This is a genomic window from Deltaproteobacteria bacterium (assembly GCA_022340465.1).
GTDB lineage: Bacteria > Desulfobacterota > Desulfobacteria > Desulfobacterales > B30-G6 > JAJDNW01.
The window spans coordinates 1-24,235 of sequence record JAJDNW010000111.1 but is presented as its reverse complement, the minus strand read 5'-3'; the positions used below and the strand labels follow the sequence as shown (position 1 = coordinate 24,235).

At 56.4% G+C, this 24,235-nt stretch carries 21 protein-coding genes; 5 read left to right on the top strand and 16 right to left on the bottom strand.

Annotation, left to right across the window (positions count from 1 at the left end; all coding sequences use genetic code 11):
* Positions 1–279 precede the first annotated feature (279 nt).
* The 6 genes from LJE94_16095 to ftcD form a co-directional block, all read right to left on the bottom strand.
* Positions 280–1,623, bottom strand: coding sequence for a glycerate kinase (locus tag LJE94_16095; protein MCG6911627.1), 1,344 nt, complete (start codon positions 1,621–1,623; stop codon positions 280–282).
* A 70-nt stretch (positions 1,624–1,693) separates the two neighbouring features.
* Positions 1,694–1,918 (bottom strand): hypothetical protein, encoded by a 225-nt coding sequence (locus LJE94_16090; protein ID MCG6911626.1) that lies wholly within the window; start codon positions 1,916–1,918, stop codon positions 1,694–1,696.
* Between the two features lie 6 nt (positions 1,919–1,924).
* A complete protein-coding gene (locus tag LJE94_16085) occupies positions 1,925–2,107 on the bottom strand; it encodes an alkylmercury lyase family protein (GenBank protein ID MCG6911625.1) in 183 nt (60 codons plus the stop codon).
* A gap of 12 nt (positions 2,108–2,119) precedes the next feature.
* Positions 2,120–2,392 (bottom strand): hypothetical protein, encoded by a 273-nt coding sequence (locus tag LJE94_16080; protein MCG6911624.1) that lies wholly within the window; start codon positions 2,390–2,392, stop codon positions 2,120–2,122.
* Between the two features lie 139 nt (positions 2,393–2,531).
* A complete protein-coding gene (gene hutI / locus LJE94_16075) occupies positions 2,532–3,755 on the bottom strand; it encodes an imidazolonepropionase (GenBank protein ID MCG6911623.1) in 1,224 nt (407 codons plus the stop codon).
* Between the two features lie 489 nt (positions 3,756–4,244).
* Positions 4,245–5,861, bottom strand: coding sequence for a glutamate formimidoyltransferase (ftcD, locus tag LJE94_16070; protein MCG6911622.1), 1,617 nt, complete (start codon positions 5,859–5,861; stop codon positions 4,245–4,247).
* A 228-nt stretch (positions 5,862–6,089) separates the two neighbouring features.
* Between ftcD and LJE94_16065 the strand changes: the two genes are divergently transcribed.
* The 5 genes from LJE94_16065 (at position 6,090) to LJE94_16045 (ending at position 10,911) form a co-directional block, all read left to right on the top strand.
* Entirely contained in the window at positions 6,090–6,875 is a 786-nt protein-coding gene (locus tag LJE94_16065; GenBank protein MCG6911621.1) for an amino acid ABC transporter permease, read from the top strand.
* 14 nt (positions 6,876–6,889) lie between these two features.
* A complete protein-coding gene (locus tag LJE94_16060; GenBank protein ID MCG6911620.1) occupies positions 6,890–7,723 on the top strand; it encodes a transporter substrate-binding domain-containing protein in 834 nt (277 codons plus the stop codon).
* Between the two features lie 156 nt (positions 7,724–7,879).
* The gene (locus tag LJE94_16055) at positions 7,880–8,764 is read left to right on the top strand and encodes an amino acid ABC transporter permease (GenBank protein ID MCG6911619.1); all 885 of its coding nucleotides are present in this window, start codon (positions 7,880–7,882) and stop codon (positions 8,762–8,764) included.
* Positions 8,765–8,893: 129 nt separating this feature from the next.
* Positions 8,894–10,054, top strand: coding sequence for an acyl-CoA dehydrogenase family protein (locus tag LJE94_16050; protein MCG6911618.1), 1,161 nt, complete (start codon positions 8,894–8,896; stop codon positions 10,052–10,054).
* Between the two features lie 551 nt (positions 10,055–10,605).
* Positions 10,606–10,911, top strand: a complete 306-nt coding sequence (locus tag LJE94_16045) for a panthothenate synthetase (GenBank protein ID MCG6911617.1) — start codon at positions 10,606–10,608, stop codon at positions 10,909–10,911.
* A 171-nt stretch (positions 10,912–11,082) separates the two neighbouring features.
* Here the strand turns inward: LJE94_16045 and LJE94_16040 are convergent, their stop codons facing one another.
* The 10 genes from LJE94_16040 to LJE94_15995 all read right to left on the bottom strand — a co-directional run.
* Entirely contained in the window at positions 11,083–11,883 is an 801-nt protein-coding gene (locus LJE94_16040; GenBank protein ID MCG6911616.1) for an enoyl-CoA hydratase/isomerase family protein, read from the bottom strand.
* A 37-nt stretch (positions 11,884–11,920) separates the two neighbouring features.
* Positions 11,921–13,333, bottom strand: a complete 1,413-nt coding sequence (gene lpdA / locus LJE94_16035) for a dihydrolipoyl dehydrogenase (GenBank protein MCG6911615.1) — start codon at positions 13,331–13,333, stop codon at positions 11,921–11,923.
* 1 nt (position 13,334) lies between these two features.
* A complete protein-coding gene (odhB, locus tag LJE94_16030; GenBank protein MCG6911614.1) occupies positions 13,335–14,624 on the bottom strand; it encodes a 2-oxoglutarate dehydrogenase complex dihydrolipoyllysine-residue succinyltransferase in 1,290 nt (429 codons plus the stop codon).
* Positions 14,625–14,700: 76 nt separating this feature from the next.
* A complete protein-coding gene (locus tag LJE94_16025; protein ID MCG6911613.1) occupies positions 14,701–17,412 on the bottom strand; it encodes a 2-oxoglutarate dehydrogenase E1 component in 2,712 nt (903 codons plus the stop codon).
* 177 nt (positions 17,413–17,589) lie between these two features.
* Complete coding sequence (locus tag LJE94_16020) at positions 17,590–18,489, bottom strand: LuxR C-terminal-related transcriptional regulator (protein MCG6911612.1); 900 nt, start codon at positions 18,487–18,489, stop codon at positions 17,590–17,592.
* Between the two features lie 193 nt (positions 18,490–18,682).
* Positions 18,683–19,099: a response regulator gene (locus LJE94_16015; GenBank protein MCG6911611.1), complete on the bottom strand. Its 417-nt coding sequence runs from the start codon at positions 19,097–19,099 to the stop codon at positions 18,683–18,685.
* On the bottom strand, positions 19,068–20,957 hold the full coding sequence (locus LJE94_16010) for a PAS domain S-box protein (GenBank protein ID MCG6911610.1): 1,890 nt from the start codon (positions 20,955–20,957) through the stop codon (positions 19,068–19,070). The genes LJE94_16015 and LJE94_16010 overlap by 32 nt, the downstream gene beginning before the upstream one ends.
* A 60-nt stretch (positions 20,958–21,017) precedes the next feature.
* Positions 21,018–22,802: an ABC transporter substrate-binding protein gene (locus LJE94_16005; protein MCG6911609.1), complete on the bottom strand. Its 1,785-nt coding sequence runs from the start codon at positions 22,800–22,802 to the stop codon at positions 21,018–21,020.
* Positions 22,803–22,896: 94 nt separating this feature from the next.
* The gene (locus LJE94_16000) at positions 22,897–23,595 is read right to left on the bottom strand and encodes a TVP38/TMEM64 family protein (GenBank protein ID MCG6911608.1); all 699 of its coding nucleotides are present in this window, start codon (positions 23,593–23,595) and stop codon (positions 22,897–22,899) included.
* Between the two features lie 22 nt (positions 23,596–23,617).
* A partial coding sequence (locus LJE94_15995) for a mercuric reductase (GenBank protein MCG6911607.1) occupies positions 23,618–24,235 on the bottom strand: 618 nt, incomplete at its 5' end.

Sequence of the window (24,235 nt, the reverse complement as noted above, 5' to 3'; positions counted from 1 at the left end):
CGCTACCGTCACGGGAAGTGGAAAAAAATGCGTGTCATCGAGGCGGTAGCGGCAGCATGAAGCCGTCCCTCCCTCTGAACACCCAGATTTCACAGAGATTCCCGATAAGCCGGAAATTCCACTATCGAATATCTAAATCCTAAACAATTTCAAATAACCCAATACCAGATACTTGCGCCTAATGGATGCTTTTTTTCGTCATCCCTGCGTGCCTGCCCCGCAAAAGTAAGACCTCAGAAGTCAGACGTCTCACGATTCACTACGTGACACGTTAAACGGTCAAGCGACCAAAGCCAGGTACACATCCATCACGTTGGTGCGCGTCGGACCGGTGACCAACAGGTCGCCGAGGGCCCGAAAAAAAGGATAGGCATCGTTGCGGTCGAGGTGTTCCCGGGGATTCAGCCCTTTCTCACGGGCGCGCGCAAAGCTCCCGCTGTCCGCAAGGGCGCCGGCGGCATCGGTCGGGCCGTCGTTGCCGTCGGTCCCGCCGGCCAGAACAACAACACCGTCGCTGCCGTCCAGCAACGGAACCGCTGCCAGGGCGAATTCCTGGTTGCGCCCCCCCTTGCCTCCGCCGCGGATCGTCACCGTGGTTTCCCCGCCGCACAAAATGCAGGCCGGCGGTTCGAGCGGGTTGCCCGACCTGCGAATCTCCCGGGCAACGGCCGTAAGGACTTTGGCGACCTCCCGGGCTTCCCCCTCGATGGCCGCGCTGAGAATCAAACGGCGGTAGCCCAGCCGCGCGGCTTTGTCGCCGGCAGCATTCAGGGCCTGCAGGTTGGCGCCGATCAACACCGGGTGGCAGCCGGTGAAAACGACATCGCCCGCTTTGGGGGTGTCCGGGATCTCCCCGTCCACGCCGGCGACGATCCTTTCCTTTACCCGGGTCGGCACCCGGCTCCAGATGCCGTGGTGTTTCAGTATATGTTCGGCGTCCTGAAAGGTCGACATATCCGGAACGGTCGGCCCCGATGCGATCACACTCAGGTCGTCGCCGATGACGTCGGAAAGAATCAGGCTGGCCACCGTGGCCGGGTGGGCACAACGCGCCAAACCGCCGCCTTTTACCCGGGACAGGTGTTTACGGACGGTGTTGATGGCGTGGATGTCGGCGCCGCACCCCAGCAGCAGGCGGGTGACGTCCTGCTTGTCTTCGAGTGCAATCCCCGGGGCAGGCGCCACGAGCAGCGCCGAACCGCCGCCTGAAATGAGACAAAGGACCAGGTCCCTATTGCCACAGCCGCCCACCAGCGACAGGATCTCCGCCCCGCCCTCGACGCCCCGTCGGTCCGGTACCGGGTGCCCGGCTTCGTAAAGACGGATCTTTTTCAAGGGCAGCGCATGGCCTTCCTTGACCACGATGACGCCATCCGCGATGCGATCCCCCAGAAGCCGTTCGAGCGCCCGGGCCATGGGAGCACCGGCTTTACCGGCGCCCACGACCAGGATGCGATCATAGTCTTTCAAGCCGAAGCGGTGTTCCCCAATGCGCAGCCCATTCTCCTCCAGCGCGACATGTCGAAACACCGCCTGGAAGGGGTCGACCGCAGCCAAACCGGCTTCGAAAATCTCGATGGCGTGCCGACGCATGGTATCCAGATCGGCACCGGACGTTACCATGGCATACCCTTTTTTAGTTGATACCCGGACCCACAGGACCCGGCACTGGTTTCATCCTGGAAGGTGTTGTTTAGGATTTCATGAAGATGCCGATGTTGTCGTTGCCGCGGATCTCCCCAATCATTTCCTTTACATATTTTTTCATGTTGGAAAAGTAATCCGGATCCAGGCGCCTTTTGAAAAGATTGCAGGAAAACATCTCCAGCAGCCCCTTTAGTGGAGAAATGCCGCCTTCGGTTGCGGGATCGTACTGCGCCCAGTTTTTCAGGTGTTCTTCCGACCGGAAGAAAATCATGGTACTTCAGGCGTAAGGGATGTCCGTCATCCATTTGGACACCGGCAAAGATACGTGACCGATCACCCCCTCCGGATCGACCTTCTCGATGACACCGTCACACATGTCAATGGTGATCGGCTTTCCGCAGTCGAGACACGGAGAGTCGATGCGAACCTTTTTCCCCGGAAACAGCCAGCTGACCGCCAGCGATTCGAAGGCTCACTGGGCGAACCACTTCTGCTCGCCCTCGACGGTAACCCGGAACTGGGTGGGCTGGTTGTTGAAAGGGGCAAAGGAGGAAATAAAATCCGTCTTGGGAAACAGCCACCCGTACACCCCTGACTTGAAAAGCGTGTGCATGGTCTGCCTTCCTTCCTCCGGCGGGACCCCCAGTTCGGCCGCGATCTCCGTGTAGTGCGGCGCCTGCCCGGTTGCCACCATCTGCTGCATGATGAAATGAAAGGTTCTGTCCAATACCGCTGTATCGCTCATCTTTCCTCCTCTCCATTAAAAACATTTGGATCAGCCTAAAACCGCTTTTCCCTGACCAAGAGAATTGAGTCCTACCACCATCGACTCGTTGGCCCGTTTCTAATGTATATGTGATTTCCCGGTTCCTGTCGAATGAATTTCATGCGGTTCTCTTCCCGTTAATCACGGTGTATCGCAGGGGGCTGTCGCCCATATGATAGGCCAGCTCCGCCGGTGAAGCAATGTCCCAGACCGCGAAATCGGCGGCCCTGTTCACCGCCAATGTGCCGATCTCGTCCTGCAGCCCCAGGGCACGCGCCGCATGGCAGGTAACCCCGGCCAGGGCTTCCTCCGGTGTCAGCCCAAAAAACACACAGGCCATGTTCATGGCAATCCTGATGGAAAAAATGGGGCTGGTCCCGGGGTTGGCGTCCGTGCTGACGGCCATGGGCACCCCGCAATTGCGCAGGGTGTCAATGGGGGGCTTGCGGCTTTCTTTTAAATAATAGAAGGCGCCCGGCAGCAGCACGGCCACGCATGCTGCCGCCGCCAGCAAAGGCACATCGTCGGCGTTCAGGTATTCCAGATGATCGACACTGAGCGCCCTGTAGCGAGCCGCCAACACCGCCCCCTTGGAGTCCGACAACTGCTCCGCGTGCAGTTTTACGGGCAAACCGTGAGACACGGCCGCCTGGAAGATGCACTCGGTCTGCTCCGGGGTGAACCCGATGGTCTCGCAGAACACATCCACGGCTGCGGCCAGTCCGTTTTTCACCACCAATGGCAGCATCGCGTTCACCACCAGGTCCACGTAGGCATCCGGGCGCCCTTCGAACTCGGGCGGCAAGGCATGCGCGCCCAGGAATGTGGGAACCACCCGTACGGGCGTCTGCGCATTCAGGCGCTGCATCACCGCCAGCATTTTCATCTCGTTGGCGACATCCAGACCGTAGCCGCTTTTGACCTCCAGGGTAGTGACGCCGGATGCCCTCATCGCCTGCAGGCGCGGGAGGCTTTGCATGTAGAGCTCATCGCTGCCGGCGGCCCTTACCGAACGCACCGTGCTCAGAATGCCGCCACCGGCGGCCGCGATTTCCGGGTAGCTGGCCCCCTTCAGGCGCATTTCGAATTCGGCGGCCCGGTTGCCGGCATAAACCAGATGCGTATGGCAGTCGATCAACCCCGGTGTTACCCAGCCGCCGGCCAGATCCTCGACCACGGCGGCTCCTTCCGCCGCCCCAAGCGGTAATTTCCCTGCCGGCCCGATCCAGGCAATGCGGCCGTTCTTTACGCCCAGGGCGCCGTTTTCGATAACGCCGTAGCCCCTGCCGCCGGCCGCCATGGTTGCCAGGTGGCCGCCGGTCCACAGGGAGTCGAAATTCATTCTGCCCTCACTTTCTACCTAATTCTGGTGCGCCCATCTAAGGTGACCAAAGCAGGTAAAGCATTAACCCCAAGGTTGCATAAACAACATGGCAGAGAATAGATAATACCTTGTAAAAACTTGTAAATTCATAACAACATCGCAATCTTCTGGATAGAACCACCGGTGCATTCCATGGATCTTGCCTATTTTGCCATGTTGTTTACCCTTCGGGAAAGCCTGAGAACTTCAGACTCTGCGTTGCTGAGGGTTCGAAGTAAAGAACTACGACGTCACCCTCAGACGCCTTGACTCTGAAGCCCTCAGGCTTTTGCAACGTTGGGGTTAACGCTGAACAGCCATCGGCAAAATGGCATCGGATTAACTGAATCTCCAATGATCAATATTCAATTTCCAATGGTCACGTCCGCTTTTAGCACGTGTACATCGATCATTCGTTATTGGGCATTGGATATTTGTTTTTCTAGAAAGACGTCTCGAACCGGGCCGCTATCTCCTTTCCAAGATCTCCAAAACCCGCTCGCAGTTCTCTTTGGCGCGCCCGGCAATCTTTTCGGCTTCTTCCAGGGTGGCCGCCCTGAAGCCCTCGTCCTCTAAAGTCTCCATGTTGGTGAGCACATTCTGCCAGGCACCCCAAATACCCGTCTCCAGGGCCCGGGCACCCACCCGGATATCCGATTTGCAGGCCGGATTGCCGTATTGCGCGATCGCCACCATACCCTCCCAGGCCTCATCCCCCAGGCGCATGGTCTCCAGCGGTACCCGGATGGCTGTTTTCAAGCCGGCCTGCATGGCCTGGCGGCGTGCCCGTTGCTCCACTTTCGTCTGTTTGGGCATCCTCAGTGCCACCATATAATCGCTAAAGGCGTCGGTATCCGCATCGATGAGCGGAATCAGTGCCCGGCTGATGCGGTGCAGGGGAGGGATGATGGCCCGCATCTTCGCGTCCAGGTCCTCGAACTTGCGGACGCCATAAGTCAGTTTGGCCGCCATGGCCCCCAGGCCGACGCCCACGGCGGCCAGCTGGGCCGACACCGATCCGCCCCCCGGAGCTGTTGAACGTGCAGCAACCTCCTCGATGAAACCACGCAGGTCCATGCCGGCAAGAGGTGCGCTCGGGGGGTCGGCCACGATGTAATCGATGATCCGTTCCCGGGGATTGAAGGCGGCAACGGCGTTGAGACCCAGCCTTTCGATGGCCAGGCGGACCTTCTGGTCTTCTTCGAAGATAAACAAATCCTCTTTTTCAATATAGTAATCGGCGGCCATGAGGATGGCCTCCAGGGGCACCACTCCCACAATTTCCGAACCCGCCACCCCGACCTTCAGTTTGACCGCCTCCGCCTTCACCGCTTCGAAGAGTTCATGAAGGGCGGTCACCCGGTAGTCGTTGAGGTTCACGGTCACCTGCGCCATGTTGTACTCGTCCACGAACCAGCCCATACCCTTGACCTTTTTGAGCCGCCCGGGCATGTCCGGACCGCGTCCCGCCTCGCGCAAATTGAGAGCGATACGGTGAGCCTGGTTGGATGTGCCCATGATGTTCACATTGTAGGCGATCAGGAAATTCCGGGCGCCCACGGCCGTGGCACCCCATGCCGGCACGAATTCGGCCGGTCCGAAATCCGGTTCCCACGCCGGGTCTTTGAACCGTTCGGCCAGGCCTTCATATTCGCCCCGGCGAACATCGGGCAGCTTGCGTCGAAAATCCGCTTTGGCGGCATGCTCGTACAGAAACACGGGGACACCGAGCGCTTCCCCCAAACGCCGTCCGAAAGCCTCTGCCAGGGCAATGCAGGCCTGCATGCTGATGTTGGCAACGGGAACAAAGGGACAGACATCCATGGCACCGAAGCGCGGGTGTCCGCCGGTGTGTTTGGCCATGTCGATACGCTCTCTGGCCACCATAGCCGCATTCATGGCCCCCGCGGCAACCGACTCGGGATCCCCGACAAACGTGTAAACCGTCCGGTTTGTGCTGGCTCCGGGGTCCACATCCAGTAGCCGGCATCCCTTGGTTTCGCGAATCGCCCGGGCAATGGCCTCAATCACCGCCTGGTCGCGACCCTCTGAAAAATTGGGCACACATTCTACGATCTGCTTCATGACTGAATCCTCAAACCTGTACCGATGGTCATAGCCAAAATCAGCGACCTCCGACAACACCTTCCTTGTCAGGGTACCACTGCGTTGGGCAAAAATCAATCCGGGAGCGATTTGGAAAAGCCTTTACGAACGCGGCCCCGAAATGTATATTGGGTTGCACCCCGGCATGAAACATGTTTTGACAGATACCATCTATATTGAAAACCCAAGTTGAGCGTTTCAAATTTAATGATTAGCACTGTTTACCAGTTCTGCAAACGCAGCCATCTTCTGGACATTGCGGCCTATTTGGCCCTGCTATTCGGTTGTATTTTCATCCTTTTTAAAGGCGCCGAAGACCAGGGATACTACTGGCAGTGGTACCGCATCCCCAAATACCTGTATGTTTTCGAAGACGGCCGCTTCATCACTGGTCCCATTTTAGAGGGCCTCAAGGTCACCCTGGACATCACCTGGATCAGCCTCATCCTTACCTATGTCATCGGCTTGGTGACCGCCCTGATGCGTTTGTCCAACTCCCTTCTGGCAAAAGCTGTCGCCCGCACCTATCTTGAAATCGCCCGCAACACGCCTTTGCTGGTGCAGATATTTTTCATGTATTTCGTCATCGCGCCTATTCTGGACATCGATCGCTTTGCCGCCGCAGTTCTGGCCTTGAGCTTCTTCGAAGGGTCCTATGCCTCGGAGATTTACCGGGCCGGCATCGTCAGCATTGACAGGGGGCAGTGGGAAGCCGCCCACAGCCTGGGCATGAATGTCTACCAGGGCTATCGCTACATCATCCTGCCCCAGGCCATCAGGCGCATCCTGCCGCCTCTGACCAGCCAGGCGGTTTCCCTGATCAAGGATTCATCCCTGGTGAGCGTCATCGCTGTTTACGAAATGACCATGTGCGCCAACGAAATCGCTTCGGAAACGTTTCTGGTGTTTGAAGTTTTCTTTACCATAGCGGCGATCTATTTGACATTGGCCCTCATCCTGTCACGGGTAGTCGCCTATTTTGAAAAACATTAACAAAGGAGAAGACAATGATGAAAAAGAGAATGACGCTCCTGTCCACCGCCCTTTTGATGCTTCTGATGTTTTGTCTGGCAGGACCTGCCGCCGCCGACGACGTCAACAAACAGCTGGCCAAATCCAGCATCATCGACAAAGTGATGCGCAAGGGAACCCTCAGGGTGGGCCTCTCTACCTTCGTTCCCTGGGCCATGCAGGATAAAAAAGGGGAGTGGATCGGCTTCGAAGTCGATGTTGCCCGCAAACTGGCCGAAGACATGGGGGTCAAAATCGAATTCGTACCGACCAAGTGGGAAGGGTTGATTCCGTCGCTTATGACCGGCAAGTTCGACCTGATTATCGCCGGCATGACCGGAACGCCCCAACGAGCCCTTAAAATCAACTTCACGCAACCCTACGATTACAATGGAATGAATGTGGTGGCCTATAAAAAAATGGCCGAGGGCGTCACCCGCTATATGGATCTCGACAAGGAGGGCAATACGATTCTGGCGCGCCTGGGAACCACAGGGGCTTCCCTGGCCAAGGAAACCTATAAGAAGGCCAAAGTGCGCCTCTTTCCCGACGAAGGCCCCATGGTGCAGGAGCTCTTAAACGGCAAAGCCACCGCTATTCTGGCAACGGCGCCTCTGCCCGCCCAGCTGGCCGCCAAGCATCCGGATACCCTTCTGTTTCTGGATGAGAACCTGATGCAGCAGCCCATCTGCATGGGGGTACCCAAAGGTGACCCGGACACCATCGCCTACCTGAACAACTGGATCGTCTACCAGCGCAACATGGGATTCATTAAAAAGAAGACCGACTATTGGTGGAAAAGCGTGGCCTGGGAAGCGTTATTGCAATAAAGGATCCGAGGGTTCAAGGAATCCTTATAAAGTAGGAGTTTCATCACGAAAGCACGAAAGCGAGAAAGCACGAAGGCTCATCACCCGCTTTCGTGCTTTCAAAATTTCCTGTTTTCGTGATTGCTTTTGTTTTTCACCTTCAGATCTGTAAATTTCATGTACAAAAAGAAATTCCCTTTGAAAAAATCGGACATGGTGGTGGGGGCCGTGTGCCTGATCACAGGTCTTGCCCTTTATTACCGCGTTGATATCGGCCTCAACTATCAGTGGAACTGGGGAAGAATCCCCCAGTTTCTGTTCCGCTTCGATGAAGAGAGCGGACGGTGGGTGTCCAACGTCCTCATGTGGGGGCTTTTCAACACCATTCGCCTCAGCATCTTCGGTACCCTCATGGCCATTGTACTGGGTACGGCCATGGGCATCTGCCGCTCTTCCCATGTCGTGTTCCTGCGCCTGGTCAGCGGCACCTACGTGGAGACCATGCGCAACCTGCCGCCGCTGGTTATTATTTTCATCGTCTATTTTTTCATCGGCAACCAATTGCTGCCCTACAGCGGCATTGGCGACGCCCTTCAGGGAAAAAACAATTTTTTGGTGTCGTTGGTCACCTTATGCCTGGCGCCGCCGGAACAGCTCACCACCTTCCTTTCCGCGGTCTTGACCCTGGCGATATTCGAGGGCGCCTATATCACCGAAATCGTCAGGTCCGGCATCCAGTCCATCCACCAGGGCCAGTGGGAAGCGGCCCGCTCCCTGGGTATGACCGGGTTCCAGCAGATGCGCTACATCATCATGCCCCAGGCATTTCAACGGATTCTGCCGCCGCTGGCCGGACAGTTCGTCTCCCTGATCAAGGATTCCTCCATCGTATCCGTGATCTCCATTCCCGAACTTTCTTTCCGGGCCAACGAAATGATGACCGGAACCCTCCTGACCATGGAAACCTGGATTACGGTCACCGTTATGTACCTCATTCTCACCCTGCCCTGCTCGCTGGCCATTCAGAAGCTCGAAGATCGCATGGCCCGCGGCAAGCGGTAGCTTTGACCCCGTTTAACGCCTCCAACACAGGCTCAATTGTGTTTGATTAAAAGACGCAATCGATATTGAAAAATCATCCCAAAACGGCTAATCTTCTATTGCTTAGAACCATACACGTGGAGGAGATGCATGGATACCCCGAACACCGAGAACTCGTATCAGCAGTATTTTACCAAACAACACGATCTACTCCGCAAAGCGGTGAGGGATTTTGTAAAAAAAGAGATCACCCCTCACGTGGACGATTGGGAAGAGGCGGGGGATTATCCCAGGGAGCTTCACAAAAAAATCGCCGATCTGGGCTACAACGCCATCGCCTACCCCTCCGAATACGGCGGCGGCGACGGCGATCAGTTTGAAAACATCGTGGTCAACGAAGAGTTCTGCCGATGCGGATCCTTCGGCCTGGTAGCCAGCCTTTTCACTCACGGCATCTCCCTGCCTCCCATCATCAACCACGGCACCCCCGAACAGAAAGAGAAATTCCTGCGGCCGGTCATCGAGGGGGACCGTATCGCCGCTTTAGGCATCACCGAACCGAGCGGCGGTTCGGACGTGGCCAATCTGAAAACCACGGCGGTCAGAGATGGCGACCACTACATCGTCAGCGGCAGCAAGACGTTCATCACCAGCGGCATAAAGGCGGACCAGCTCACCTGTGCCGTGCGCACCGGGGGGGAAGGCGCCCACGGTATCAGTCTGCTGATCATTGAAACCGACACCCCGGGGTATTCGACGTCGGCCCCGTTGAAAAAAACCGGTTGGTGGGCTTCGGACACGGCCGAAATCTACTTCGACAACTGCCGGGTGCCGGTGTCGAACCGGATCGGGGAGGAAAACAAGGGTTTTTACTACCAGATGGAAAACTTCCAGTCCGAACGTCTGTTCATGGCCGTGGAAACCAACATGATCTCGCAGCTCTGTCTGGAGGCGTCCATCAAGTACGTCAAAGAGAGGCAGGCTTTCGGCAAGACGCTGGCGGGCTTTCAGGTGACCCGTCACAAGCTGGCCGAGATGGCGACCCTGGTGGAAGCCAGCCGGGAATTCACCTACCGGGTGGCCGCCATGATCAATGCCGGGGAATACAAGGTCAAGGAGGTGTCCATGGCAAAAAATTTTGCCTGCATGGTCAGCAACAAGGTCACCTTCGATGCCACCCAGATTTTCGGCGGGTATGGTTTCATGCGCGGGTACCTGGTGGAACGGCTTTTCCGCGACAACCGCATCATGTCCATCGGCGGCGGCACCCACGAAATCATGAACGAAATCATTTCCAAGCACATCCTCTAAAAAAAATGTAACTATATACCCCACTGTTTTGCCGAAAACGGGTGAAAGCCTGCCGGCCGAGGGGTGATGCCGCCCCGGCCGTGAAACGGTTTGAGATTTTTAGCGTCCGTTATGCCGAACAGCCTGAACATACCCCAACATACCTATGCCGAGCTGAATACCGACGATATTATTTCGAACGTATCACCCTGTTCGGCATTACGGCCGCTTTGAACCGAGTTTTTCACGGCCGGGCGATATTATTCCTCGGCCATCGTTGTGCCTTATTTTGGGTTATAGACCCTATTAATTTTATTTGGACTCTTCTTGACAATATACCACAATGTAGATATTCTTTAATACGGCACAAATAAGGCTTAAATTGCCGGCAAGACAAGAGAGGTGTCCGTAAACTTCCTGCCTTGAGTTGACAGTTACTCTATTTTCATTTTGCTGAATTCTGGTTAGGGGTAATGATCTCGAAAATTCAGTCAAAATATTTCAACGGGCCAACCGTGGCATGAGATCTAAAAAGAATATGCGAATGTACAGAAGATAATAGGAGGTTTAAAATGAGAATGCTTATGAATGTGCGTATTCCGCACGAGCCGTTTAATACACTGACAAAAGAAGGAAAATCTGGAGAAATCCTGCAAAATATAATTCAAGAACTGAAACCAGAGTTTATATTCTTCACGGAGCAAGGTGGAACGCGTGGGGCAGTGGCAATCATCGATGTCAACCATCCTTCAGAGATTCCTTTTTTTTCAGAACCATTTTTCTTAAATTTCAACGCTGATTGTGAATTTAGAGTGGCGATGTCACCGGAAGATCTTGGGAGGGCTGGACTCGAGAACTTGGGTAAAAAATGGGCGTAACTGTCCAGTTTGGCTATTAGCCGGGCACATCGCTAACGTCCTAAGTGATGAGGAAAAATAAATCAGGGATTACTTCCTGTAATCATGAGCGATAGAGAGGCCGTCCCTGATGTCTTCAAGGCGGCATATCATTACCACTCTGCATCGGTTGTCGGCCGGGGCCTTGCATGCTCAATCGCCCTTGAAGTCAGGCTTCCGCTTCTCCAGAAAAGCCGTCAAACCTTCCAGGTAATCTTTGGTCCGCGTCGTCAGTAGGAACTGGTCGGCGTCCATGTGCATGATGGCCTGATCCAGGGCCGAGACAAGCGCATTGACGCTGCGCTTGACCATCTGCGCCGCGATCGGCGGTTGGGCCGCATATTCGCCGGCCATGGCCTCTGCGGCGCCCATCAGCCCGCCCGGGGAAACCACTTCATCCAGAAATCCCCAATTGAGCAGGGTTCGGGCGTTTTCTCCTTTGGCCAGAATCACCATCTTCTTGGCACGCGCAGGCCCGATCAGGTTCACGCACATGGGCAGGGCCACCCAGCTCAGGTTCATGCCCAGTCCCACTTCGGGATATCCCACCCGGCAGTCGTCGGCACCTATCCGAAAGTCGCAGGCCGCGGCAATGCAGGCTCCGCCGCCCATGGCGGCCCCGTTGACCGCGGCAATGGTGATCTGGTCTATCGTGTAAATGGCCCTAATCATCCGCGGGCCCAGCTGGAGAAACCGCAGTTTCATCAGGTTGCCCGCCTTTGAAATGCCTTCTATATTTCTCGGATCGTCGAGGTCGACCCCGGCCGAAAAATTGCGCTCCGCCCCGGTGAATATCACCACGCGCGTCTGCTCATCGCCACGAAATCCCTCGGATGCGCGGATGATCTCCTCCATCATGTCCGCACTCAGGGCGTTCAGCCTTTCGGGCCGGTTGAGGGTGACCGTGGTAACATGCCCCTCCCTTTCGAGCTTCAGATATCGGTAGTTTTGCATATTACCCCCAACGTTGCCGTCTCTGTTCGCAATGGTGTCACGAAGCGTATATCGAGCACTTTCTCACCGCCATGGCCGCCTCCTGGAGGGCTTCGGCAAACGTGGGGTGCCCGTGGACCGTGCGGGCGATGTCTTCGGAGCTTGCGCCGAACTCCATGGCCAGAACACACTCGGCGATCATGTCCGCCGCCCGGGGTCCGATGATGTGCACGCCAAGTATCCGGTCGGTTTTACCGTGGGCGATCAACTTTACAAAGCCATCCTTTTCACCCATGCACCGCGCCCTTCCGGCACCGGAAAAAGGGTAGGTTCCCGTGCAGTAGGGAATACCCCGCGCCTTGACCTCCTCTTCCGTCAGACCCACCGCGGCCACCTCGGGCCAGGTGTAAACCACCGCGGGGATGGTGTCGTAGTTGACTTCCCCGGCGCGGCCGGCAATGCATTCCACTGCCGCTATACCCTCTGCCGAGGCTTTGTGGGCCAGCATCGGCCCCGGCGTGAGATCGCCAATGGCGTATATACCGTCGACGGTGGTGCGGTAGGAGGCATCCACCCTGATTTGGCCCGTCTGTGGGTCCGTGGCCACGCCCAGCTCTTCGAGACCGAGACCGGCGGTAAGCGGTTTACGGCCCACCGCCACCAAAAGACGGTCGACATTCAGCGTCTCCTCCTCCCCGTCGCTCTCGAGCGTGACCCTGACCTTCTTCCCCGAGGGTTTGGCCGCCTTCACGCGGGTTTTCAAACGCATTTCCAGACCCTGCTTCCGCAGAATCCGTTCGAGCGACCTGCCTACCTGGCCATCCAGCGTGCCGGCTGTTTTAGGCAGCATTTCAATCACGGTCACCTTGGCCCCCAACCGCATCCAAACGGAACCCAGCTCCAGGCCGATATACCCGCCGCCGACAATCCCCAGACGGGTCGGCACCGTATCGAAATTGAGCGCTTCCGTGGAACTCACGATGCGTTCACCGTCGAACGCCAGGCCGGGAACTTCCACCGGCGTGCTGCCGGTAGCCAGCAGAATGGCGGCCGCCTCGATGGTGTAGGCCCTGCCTCCGTCCGGGGTTACCGACACGCTTCCCCTGCCCTCCAAGCGGGCGGTTCCGAAGTGGATGTCAACCCCGTTCCCTTCGAGCAACCGGCGAACGTTGGTGGTCAATTCTTCCACCACATTGTCTTTCCTGGCCATCAATACCTTGAGATCCAGGCCCACCCTGCCGGTCTTGATGCCGTGTTCGGAGAAATGGTCCTTTGCCAGGTGATAGTATTCGCTGGAATCCAGAAGCGCCTTACTCGGGATGCAGCCCACATTCAAACACACACCGCCCAATCGAGAGGATTTCTCCACACACGCGGTTTTCAACCCGAGCTGGGCGGCCCTGACCGCGGCCACATAACCGCCCGGCCCGGAACCTATAATGATCAGGTCATAGACCTCTTTTCCCGGCATATCAGACCTCCAATATGATCCGTTCAGGGTTTTCGATAAATTCCTTGATGCGTTTCAGAAAGGTAACCGCGCCCTTGCCGTCGACGATCCTGTGGTCGTAACTCAGCGCCACGTACATCATGGGATGGATGACGATCTGGTCATCGATAACCACGGGACGCTTTTCGATCTTGTGCATTCCCAGAATACCGCTCTGGGGGGTATTCAGGATGGGCGTGCTCAGCAGCGAACCGTACACCCCGCCGTTGCTCACCGTAAACGTACCGCCTTCCAAATCGGCCAACTCCAGACGGTTTTCCTTTATTTTGGCCACGTAGTCGACAATCGCCTTTTCCAGCTGCGCGAAACTCATTTTTTCTGCATGGCGGATGACCGGCACCACCAGCCCCCGCTCCGAGCCCACGGCCACCCCGATGTGCTGGTAATGGTGATAAACGATCTCCTCGCCGTCGATGAAGGCGTTGATTTCCGGAATCTCCTTCAGCGCTTCCACGCAGGCTTTGATGAAAATGGACATGAATCCCAGGGATACGCCGTGCTTCTTCTGAAACATTTCCTTGTAGCGTGTGCGCATCTCCATGGCCGCCTGCATGTCGATCTCGTTGAAGGTCGTCAGCATGGCCGTGCTCTGTCTGGATTCCAGCAGACGGGCGGCAATGCGCTTGCGAATCGGCGACATGCGCTTTCTGACCTCCCCGGCCGGCGCCTGCCCCGCCGGTGGTTCCACCGGGGGGGGTTGGACCGGTCTATCCGGTATCCCGGCCGGCGCCTGCTCCAGATAAAGCAGCACGTCGCCCTTGCTGATCCTTCCGCCGGGGCCCGTTCCCGCAATTTGAGCGGCATCGAGATGCTTCTCGGCAATCAGCCGGCGAACGGACGGCGCCAGCACCATCTCCTCCCCTGACGCCTCTTTGGAAGTTTCGATCGAGGCGGATTCCGCCGATGGCTGCGGCTCAGGTGTTGCAGACTCCGTCTGGTCCTCAGCCTGCGCCTCCTTTTTTTCAGGCTCCGGCTGGGCCCCGGCTTGCGGCTCCGGTTTCTGAAGCTCCTGTCCTTCGGCCGCCTCGATGAGTCCGACGACCGCACCGATGGCAACCGTTTCTCCGGCCCTAACCAGAATTTTTAGCGCCCCCGCCGCTTCGGCGGTCACTTCCAAGGTGACCTTGTCGGTTTCGATAACCAGCAACGGTTCGTCTATCTGCACCAGTTCTCCGTCCGCTTTGAACCACTCCGCCAGCACGGCTTCCTGAACCGATTCTCCCACGTTGGGAATTTTTATTTCCATGGCCATATTCGCTCCTTAAAAAAAAATTCAGGAATTGCGAATTTAAGAATTACGGAACTCGCAATTCACAATCCCCTTGTGGTTATTTTCCCCCGAATAGATCTTCCGAAATCGCCGCCTGCTGCGCCCGGTAGACCGACGGAAATCCGGTGGCCGGACTGGCCGAGGGTTTGCGTCCCACGTATTGCAGGGGCTCTCCGGTGACGGCCTGGATACGCGGTTTTATGAAATGCCATCCCCCCATGTTCCGCGGTTCTTCCTGGGCCCAGATCCATGTGTCCGCGTTCTTATACGCCTGCAATAGGGAGGACAGGATGTCACCGGGAAAGGGATAAAACTGCTCCAGGCGTACAATGGCGGTGCGCCTGTCACCGGCTTCCTGCCGTTTTTGAAGCAGCTGGTAATAGATCTTGCCGCTGCAGACGACAACCCTTTCGGCGTTCACCGGCGCTTCCGGATCATCCAGAACCGGATGGAAGTGTCCGCGCGCCAGGGCTTCCATGTTCGAAACCGCCATGGGGTGTCGCAGCAGGCTTTTCGGCGTCATCAACACCAGGGGCTTGCGGAAGGAGGCGTGGATCTGCCGGCGAAGCATGTGGAAATACTGGGCCGGCGTACTCGGGTTGCACACCTGCAGATTGTCTTCGGCGCATAACTGGAGAAAGCGCTCTAAGCGGGCACTCGAATGTTCGGGGCCCAGGCCTTCCCACCCGTGGGGAAGGAGCAAAACCAGCCCGCAAAGCCTCCCCCACTTGGCCTCGCCGGCGGCAATGAAAAGGTCGATAATGGCTTGCGCACCATTGGAGAAATCACCGAACTGAGCCTCCCACAGGACCAGCCGGTCGGGCTGTGTCGCCGCGTAACCATACTCGAATCCCAGCACACCGGCCTCGGCCAACAGGCTGTTGTAAACATCGTAGTGGGCCTGTTCCCGGGCAAGGTGGTTCAAAGGCACATAGCGGTCGCCGTTTTGAGTGTCGAAAAGCACGCTGTGCCTCTGGCTGAACGTGCCCCTGCCCACATCCTGGCCGCTCAATCGCACCCCATAGCCCTCCGTCAAAAGGGACGCAAAAGCGAGGGCTTCCGCATTGGCCCAGTCGATCTTTTCCCCGCTGCTGACAGCCTCCAGCCGTGCGTCCAGGAGGCGCTTCAGCTTCTTGTGCGGACTGAAGTTCTCCGGCAGCGCATTCAGAGACCGGGCCAGGTCAAGCAGCCTGTCTTCACTGACAGATGTATCCACGAGATCATGCGAATAGCGCCCGCTGCGGCCGTCCCACGCTTCGAAATATTTCCCCTGGGGGAAAAGGCAGTCGCTGCCGTGCACATTCCGGTAGGCTTTTTCCAGCTGCTCCCCAACGCTTTTTTCCATCTGGTCCACAGTCCCCTCGTCAACCACCCCCTCTGTTATAAGTCGGTCCGCATACAGTCGATGCGGCGAGGGGCGTTCCTTGATACGCGCATACATAAGGGGTTGCGTGAAATACGGTTCGTCGCCCTCGTTATGGCCGTAACGACGGTAGCAGACGACGTCGACGACCGCGTCCTTTGCAAAACGGTTGCGATATTCCACAGCCAACGTCCCCGCATGCACGACCGCTTCGACATCCTCACCGTGAACATGGAAAATTGGCACCATCAGCATTTTGGCCACATCGGTCGAATATCGCGTGGAGCGGGCGTCTTCCGGCAGTGTGGTATAGCCGATCTGGTTGTTGACGACGATGTGCACCGTACCGCCCGTTGCATAGCCGGACAGCTGCGACATGTTGAGGGTTTCGGCGACGATTCCCTGGCCCGAAAAGGCGGCGTCTCCGTGAATGAGCAGCGGCAGAACCGCGCCGCGATCCTGTGCATGGCTCTCCTGGCGGGCACGGGCGACACCCTCCACGACGGGGTCAACCGCCTCGAGGTGGCTGGGGTTGTTCACTAGAAACAAGCGCATCGCCGATCCCGATGCAAGTTCGATGTCCGCCAGGTACCCGTTGTGATACTTCACGTCTCCGGAACCCACCAGCGTGTCCGGGGCATAGCAGCTTTCAAATTCCCGAAACAACTCTTCGTAGGGTTTCTTCAGGATATGGCACTGAACGTTAAGCCTGCCCCGGTGAGCCATACCCAGAATGACTTCCCGGCACCCCACGGAAGCGGCTCGATTGACGATCGTGTCCAGAAGCGGGATCACCGCATCCCCCCCTTCCAGGGAAAAACGGGTCACACCTACGTATTTCTTGTTCAGAAATCCTTCGAACAAGGCCGCCCTGGCAAGCCTTTCCAGAATGGCCTTTTTTTCCGCCCCTGAAAAAGTGGCCCGGTTTTTTACCGGCTCCATCCTTTCCCGAAGCCAGCGGCGCTCTTCGGGGTCCTGCAGGTGCATGTATTCCACACCGATGGCATGGCAGTACGTTTCCCGCAGCCACGCCAGAATCTCCTTCAGTTTGGCCCCGCCGCTATTGGAAAACTCGGTTGTGTAAAAATACCTGTCCAGGTCTTCGGACCCCAAGCCGAAAGCCTCCAGGGACAGCAACGGGTGTTCCGTCGGGCAGGCGCTCAACGGGTCCATGCAGGCCAGAATATGGCCGAGATGGCGGTACTCGTATATGAGGCGTTCCAGGTGCGCCTGTCTCGACGGCATGCTCTTTTCGGACTGAACGGCACCGGCTACCCCGCCGGTGGCCGCCATATCAAACCCCTTGAAAAAATACTGCCAATCACTCGAGACGGATTCGGGGTCCGCTTTCCAGGCTGCATACTGCGATTCGATGTATTCCGCATTCAGCGCTTCGGGCAATTGCATGGATTATCCGTTTCTCCTTCGCTAATCAGAAAAGGGGTCATAAAATGACAACTTGTACCAATGTCGATTAAGCTGCATCCTGTCTATAGCGATTTTAGTAAAAAGAATCAACGCGGCGATTTCAAAGCAGACAAAAGCGGGCGTCGACTTGTGCCCCCTTCACCCCTTCCGCCACCCTCAAGGAAGCGACAGAAGATAGGTCCTTAGGTTTGCTTTGGTGTGGGTCAGCCCCAGCTTTTTCCGTATGATGGACCTGTGTGTTTCCACTGTTTTTCGGGACACGCTGAACAGCTCTGCTATTTCCTTGGTGTTTTTCCCGTGCTTGATCATATCCGCCACCTTTATCTCCATGGGGGTGAGGTTGATGAACTTCGACGACAGCCTGGTGGCGAAGGGCTCGATGATCGAATTGAGGTTGGATTCGATAATGTCGATATACACCCTTTTCTGCGGATTCCTCTCTATTTTTTTAAAACTTGCCAGGTAGGGAAACACCAGTTCCTTCAGGTTTCCCAAAATGGTTTCCTCTATCCGCCCTCTGTCTTCCTTGCGTTGATTCAGAATAACCCGCAGAGCGGTGTTCATCTCCTCTAACTTCCGGGTCTCTATGTCCAACTGCTTTGTGCGCTTTTCCACCAGAAACTCGAGATTTTCCTGATACTCCTGCAGCTGTTTCTCGATCAGGCTGCGTTTGACGGCTATCTCCACGGTCAAAGGCAGCGTTTTTAGGTAACGCCCTTCCGCGTCCTTGATCAAATAGTCATAGGCCCCCATTTTCATGGCCTCCACGGCCACTTCCTCATTCCCTGCGCCGGTGGTAACGATTACGGGCATGCCCTTGAAAAAGTCGAACAGGTCGAAAACGGTCCCATCCCCCAGCATGTAGTCTGCGATGGCGATGTCGAAAGAGGCACCGGCCATGACCCTGATGGCCTCGGCCTTCGAACCCGCCGTGGTGTACGCATAGTTCAGCCGCTTGTTTTTCACCATTCTCGCAAAAGCCATCTGGTCAACCTTGTCGTCTTCCACAAAAAGCAGGCGGATCGATTTTTCCTTTCTCTTGACCCCTGGTTGCATGTAGAACTCCTAACCCATTTTCTAACAGTTATAGCGTTTGGTAAAATACCGTTCCGAAACGTGGAAAATCTTTCGAATAGTGGTTGTCACGTTATGCGGCACCCTGAGGGTTTCGAAACAAATGTCTTTTTATGTTGTGCGATTGTCGGGAGTTGCACTGCTTTGGCGACGGTGCCGCAAATGCAGGAAACGGTCATCCCTCCGGCAATGCACTCAGGCGCCAATACCTGGCAACGGTGATCACCATTTCGATGAACTCCCTATAGTCCAGCGGTTTTACCATATACCCGGCGACCCCGAGATCGAAACTGGCTTCGATGTCCTGCTCCGCCCGTGAGGTCGTCAGGACAACCACCGGAATTCTCCGCAAGTCGGGATCGTTTTTGACCACCCTTAAAAACTCGATCCCGTTCATCCTGGGCATGTTGATGTCCAGCAGAATGACGCATGGCTTTTTGTTTTCCGGCGCTTTGAGAAATGCCAGGGCTTCTTCTCCGTTTTTGGCATTGACCAGGTCGTTCCTGTCTCCGACCTCCCTGAGCGCCCGCGCCACCGTGATGTAGTCCACCCGGTCATCTTCAATCAAAAGGATGGTTTTCAGTGGCTTCATGTCCGCCTTCGTTTTTTGGAAGCGTGAAGAAAAAGGTGCTGCCGATGCCGTTTTCAGACTCCACCCAGACGGTGCCGCCATACTGCTCGACACTTTTTTTGACAAGTGTCAGGCCGATGCCCGAGCTTTCATGCTCGTCCCTCGGTGTCAGCGTCTGGAAAATCTGAAAAATCTTCTCATGGTATCGCCTGTCGATTCCCGGCCCGTTGTCGGACACACTGAACCTCCAGTGGGTTCCCTCGTCGGAGCACCCCACTTTCACAACACCGTTTGGTTTGTCCATGTAGGTTATCGCATTGCCGATCAGGTTTTGAAAAATCTGCTCCATGCGAACGGGGTCCTTGCTGACGACAGGCAGAGTGCCTTCGACATCGATGTCAATGTGGTCCGGCGTCATCATATCCTCAATCACTTCGCCGACCAGCTCATTGAGATCCAGAACCCGCACATTTCCACGGGCCCTGCCGATGCGGGAATAGCTCAACACACCATCGATTAGGTCGTTCATGCGTTTGACCCTTTTCAGAATCAGGTCCATCATTACCCGACCCTCCTGATCGAAGGCACCGGCATAGTCCTCCGCCATCCAGTGCGTCAACTGACTGATGGCCCGCAGCGGCGCCTTCAGGTCGTGGGAAACCGCGTAGGCAAACTCCTTCAACTCCGTGTTGGTGGCATTCAGCTGGGCGGTCCTTTCCCGGACACGCCGCTCCAGCTCCTGATGGGATCGATTGAGCGCCTCCAGGGCTTCTTTGCGCATGCTGATATCCCGTGAACTGATCACGACCCCAGCCACAGCCGGGTGGCCGAGCAGGTTTTTAGCGCTGCTTTCGACCGAGCGCCAACTTCCGTCCCTGTGCTGCATACGGTATTCAGTCACTTTAAATGCGGTCGACGTTTCGATGCGCTGCTTGAACAGAGATGTGGCCCTGCTTCTATCCTCCGGGTGAACGATTGCGAAAGCGTCCCCGCCGATTAAGCTGTCGGGTCGATATCCGAGGACGCGTTCTACGGATGGGCTGACATAGCGAAACCGCCCTTCGGCGTCCAAGATGCTGATGATGTCGGAGGCATTCTCGATAATTGACCGGAAATATGCTTCCCGGTTCCGGAGGGTCGACAGGGTGTCTTGAAGCTGTGCCGCCATCTGGTTGAAACCCTCGGCCAGGTAGCTGATTTCGTCGCGTCCGGATATTGAAATGCGGGTATCCAGGTGTCCTTTTCCAATGCGGTCTACCCCTTTGGTCAACCACATCAGCGGGGTGGTCAATCTGCGAGTCAGAAACATCAGGGCCAGGGAGATGACGATGGTTGCCGTAACCGCCAGGTAGACGATATAGGGCTTCATCTGGTTGGCCACTCCAAAGATCTCCTCTTCAGGATCGGTGACCAAAATCAGCCAGTCCCACGGCTCGAAAGAGGCGTACAGGGTCAGATTTCTGGTGTCCGGGCTCCAAGGCACCGTCCTTTTTTCACCCCTCAGGGCTTCCGCAAACCATGTTTCCCCGCTGACATCCCGGCCGACAAGATCACTGTCGGGATGCAGTACTATGGTGCCTCGCCTGCTGACGACAAACACATAACCCAGCGTCCCCACTTGGATGGATGCAATGGCGGCGCCGGCGTCCATTTTCGCTTTTGCAACGCTTGCCGGTACACCTTCGTAACCGTAGCGGTGCAGCAGGTCAACCTGCTCCGTCGCGATCTCCAAGGCTTCCGTCAGGCGAGTTTCCAGCCAGGTTTCCGCAAGGCCGGTAAGCGCCGATCTGGAGAAATAGTAAATCGTGCCCACCGACAGGAAAAGGAAGAAAAGCGCCAGGGGAAGGACGGTGATGAGTATTTTCGTATAGGTTTTCATCTACATCCGGCTGTTCTTCACCTCGTATCTGAAGCTCTCAGGCGTTTGCAGTATCGAGGTTCATTTTATTAGCACCTTCCTCGTCTTCTCGGTAAACTGAGGATACAGGGCCATGGTGGACACCAGCTTATGACCGTATCTCACATAATTTTTCCGGGCAAATCCCTGGATGGTGTACATAATCGGATATGCCGCCATGTCATCCAGGATGATGATCTGGGCGTGCTTCCACAGGTTGATCTGTTTAAGGGGGTCTATCTCCTGGCGCGCGTCCTCGATGAGCCTGTCCACTTTTTTGTAATGGGCAAAGTTCGTGTCCGGCTTCACGCCGTTCACGATGATGGAATCCGAGTGGAAAAAGCGGGTCAAATAAGCGTCGGCGTTGGGGCGCCAGGCCGCATAAATAACGATGGCTCTTGGCTCTTTCCGTATGGCTCTGTGCATGTTGGCGTGCGATACGACGGTGATTCTGCATGCGATGCCGATATGTGCCAGCTGCTCTTTAAGGACAGCGTACACCCGTCGATAGATGCGCTTTGTCGAACTGATCAGCTCGAGGCGGAATCCGTTCGGATACCCGGCCTCCGCCATCAGGCGCCGGGCCCGCTCGATATCCGTTGCATAGGTCAACTGCAGTTTTTCAACCTCTGCCCTGGTGAGTCCTCCCGGCATGAAATCCACGGGGACAGGCGCGTAGGCATTTCGCACCAACCGCGGGCTCGTCGTCTTTTTAAAGGCTTCACGATCCAGGGCATACGCGATGGCCCGGCGGACCCGGATATCGTCCAGAGGCGCCATCGCCGTATTGAAATAGATGGTGAACACCTCCCCCACACCGTGGGTCTCTATCACGACGCCCGGCACTTTCTCCATTCTTTCGATCCAGCCCGGTTCGCCGGATACCGTGATGACATCCAGGTTGCCGCCAACAAACCCGGCCTCCCGGCGCTTCAAATCCTGTACGAAATGCATTTCCACCCCCGCAAGAAGGGGGCTGCCCCTGAAATAGTCCTTGTGCGCCTCGAGGATCAGCTTTTCCCCGGGAATGTGGCTCCCGAACATGAAGGGCCCGGTGCCCACCGGGTGTCGGCTGAAATATTCGAGGCCCATGGTTTCGACAGCCCTTTTGCTGACGATGAACCCGCCGGCATAATTGGTGAATTTTGGGAAAAAAAGAATCGGTGAGAGGGGGTGGTCCAGAATGACCTGAACGGTATACGGTCCGGTCTTTTTAAAGGACATGCCCACGTATTCGCCGGCATAGCCACAGGTCTTTTTATCGGAGGATTTGCGCAGGGAGTAAACGACGTCATCGGCCGTCAGTTCATAGGCATCCGTTTGCGGCCCGGGATGAAACATCACCCCCTTTCGGATGTGAAAGGTCCAAATCTGACTCCCCCCGGCCATCTCGAACTCGGGCATGTTTTCCGCGAGGTCCGGTTCGATGTGGGGGGCGTTGCCGGGCTCATACCGCAGCAGCCCGTTGAACACCATATCGGCTAAAGCACGCGCCTGCGACCCGGCGGCGAAATGGGGATCCATGTTGCCCATTTCACTGACATGCATGCCAAAATGCAGCACATTGGCGTCACGCTCATCAGCCGGTTTTCCGGTTTCCACCGCCGATGCCGGGTCGTCTGCCTGTTTGCGCGCGTCAGCTCCCTGGACACCGTTGTTGAACAACAGGGCCAGAGCCATGACCAGAAAGAAAACCAGTGTCACTGCATGACGTGCCGAAGAGCTCTGCATGGCGTCCCATTCCTGTTCTGTCAGAATGTAGAATTTCAGCTCGTGATGGTAGATACGATCCGTGGACCGCAACAGCGGACGTCTTTCCCGCAGCAAGCTGCGGGGAGCTTCAATTTATACGGACGTATCATAGCGACTTAGGAACGGCAAGTCAACTAACAAATTGATATTTCAAGGGAATGATTCATCTTCACGATTTCGTCAATTTAATGATCCGGGGGATGAAAAATGAAAAAATAAAGAGGGCGATGGAAAATAACACCTTGAAGGAGATCAGCTCCTCCCAATTGCCTGAAACCCAAACATTCTTCAAGGTACCGATGAAAAAGGTGAAGATGAAGGTTCCCACGATGATGCCGAGGCCCGTTCCGGCGGCATAGTCCCGGAAACGGACCTTGGTCAGGCCCATGCCGAAATTCATGGGGGTGAAGGGAAAGTACACCAGCCGAAGGTAGAGAACCGTGGCAAAACCGTTGCGCTCGATGCCGTCGTCGTACCTCTTCAGCTTGTTCCCGATCAGGGAGGCGGCAAACTCGCGGCCGAGGGTTCGCCCGATGAGAAAAGCCGCCGCCGCGCCCAGCATGGCACCGATCCAAACCCACAGAAAGCCCCAGTAGGGGCCGAATATGGCGGCACCGAGGCCAGTCAGCAGAGTACCCGGCAGAAAAAGGCAGACGCCCAGCGCATAGACAATGATATAGACCGCGGGAGCCCAGAAGCCGGCCTTTTCCAGAAACGCGCCCAGGGCGTCCGGCGTCAGGTAGGATGTTACCGGTGTCAGCTGCACCAGCGCTATGGCCCCCACGATAAAAATTCCCAGTATGATGAATCTGACAACCGCTTTACGGTCGACGCCACGACTCAATTTGTCATGTCTTGTCTTCGTCACCCCGCCTCGTTGTCCATCCGGCCTAGCGCCCATCTGCCTCGTCGAGCGAACAGGCCCGGCCTTTCAGATTGAAAAAAAACCTCAGTCCCTTCTGAACCTTCTCGGAAAATATTTTTTTTGAAAAAATGTTGCCGACCACCCGTTTGTTGATCTCGCCCAGGGTGGGATAGGGATGTACCGCCGCAGCCAGCGTCGACAGTTTCACCCGGCCGCCCAGCACGGCGACCCATTCGGCCAGCAGGTCACCGGCCCGCGGACCAAAAATCTGCACCCCCAGGGGCTTTTCCCTTTTATCCAGAAGCAATTTTACCCTGCCTGCCGCTTCTCCCTCAGCCAGGCTGCGGTCGTTGTCCTGAAATGCCTCCGTCCAAACGGTGTAATCGACGCCGGCCTTCCGGGCCGCGGATTCATTCAGGCCGATGCTGGCCAGCTCGGGTTGCGTGTATGTACACCACGGCAAATAGGTGTAATCCGCCTTTCTGGGGAGGTGGAAAATGGCATTCCCGACCACGACCCCCCCTTCGTACCCGGCGGCATGGGTAAACTGAAGGCCGCCGTTGACATCCCCGGCGGCAAAAATGTGCTTTTGACTGGTCCTCAGGCGACTGTCCACAAAAATGCCTCCGGGCTCGTAATCGAC

What these genes read in the sequence shown, in the direction of transcription:
- LJE94_16095 (MCG6911627.1), bottom strand. Translation starts at nt 1,623, where the DNA reads ATGGTAACGTCCGGTGCCGATCTGGATACCATGCGTCGGCACGCCATC.
- LJE94_16090 (MCG6911626.1), bottom strand. Translation starts at nt 1,918, where the DNA reads ATGATTTTCTTCCGGTCGGAAGAACACCTGAAAAACTGGGCGCAGTAC.
- LJE94_16080 (MCG6911624.1), bottom strand. Translation starts at nt 2,392, where the DNA reads ATGAGCGATACAGCGGTATTGGACAGAACCTTTCATTTCATCATGCAG.
- hutI (MCG6911623.1), bottom strand. Translation starts at nt 3,755, where the DNA reads ATGAATTTCGACTCCCTGTGGACCGGCGGCCACCTGGCAACCATGGCG.
- ftcD (MCG6911622.1), bottom strand. Translation starts at nt 5,861, where the DNA reads ATGAAGCAGATCGTAGAATGTGTGCCCAATTTTTCAGAGGGTCGCGAC.
- LJE94_16065 (MCG6911621.1), top strand. Translation starts at nt 6,090, where the DNA reads ATGATTAGCACTGTTTACCAGTTCTGCAAACGCAGCCATCTTCTGGAC.
- LJE94_16060 (MCG6911620.1), top strand. Translation starts at nt 6,890, where the DNA reads ATGATGAAAAAGAGAATGACGCTCCTGTCCACCGCCCTTTTGATGCTT.
- LJE94_16055 (MCG6911619.1), top strand. Translation starts at nt 7,880, where the DNA reads ATGTACAAAAAGAAATTCCCTTTGAAAAAATCGGACATGGTGGTGGGG.
- LJE94_16050 (MCG6911618.1), top strand. Translation starts at nt 8,894, where the DNA reads ATGGATACCCCGAACACCGAGAACTCGTATCAGCAGTATTTTACCAAA.
- LJE94_16045 (MCG6911617.1), top strand. Translation starts at nt 10,606, where the DNA reads ATGAGAATGCTTATGAATGTGCGTATTCCGCACGAGCCGTTTAATACA.
- LJE94_16040 (MCG6911616.1), bottom strand. Translation starts at nt 11,883, where the DNA reads ATGCAAAACTACCGATATCTGAAGCTCGAAAGGGAGGGGCATGTTACC.
- lpdA (MCG6911615.1), bottom strand. Translation starts at nt 13,333, where the DNA reads ATGCCGGGAAAAGAGGTCTATGACCTGATCATTATAGGTTCCGGGCCG.
- odhB (MCG6911614.1), bottom strand. Translation starts at nt 14,624, where the DNA reads ATGGCCATGGAAATAAAAATTCCCAACGTGGGAGAATCGGTTCAGGAA.
- LJE94_16025 (MCG6911613.1), bottom strand. Translation starts at nt 17,412, where the DNA reads ATGCAATTGCCCGAAGCGCTGAATGCGGAATACATCGAATCGCAGTAT.
- LJE94_16020 (MCG6911612.1), bottom strand. Translation starts at nt 18,489, where the DNA reads ATGCAACCAGGGGTCAAGAGAAAGGAAAAATCGATCCGCCTGCTTTTT.
- LJE94_16015 (MCG6911611.1), bottom strand. Translation starts at nt 19,099, where the DNA reads ATGAAGCCACTGAAAACCATCCTTTTGATTGAAGATGACCGGGTGGAC.
- LJE94_16010 (MCG6911610.1), bottom strand. Translation starts at nt 20,957, where the DNA reads ATGAAAACCTATACGAAAATACTCATCACCGTCCTTCCCCTGGCGCTT.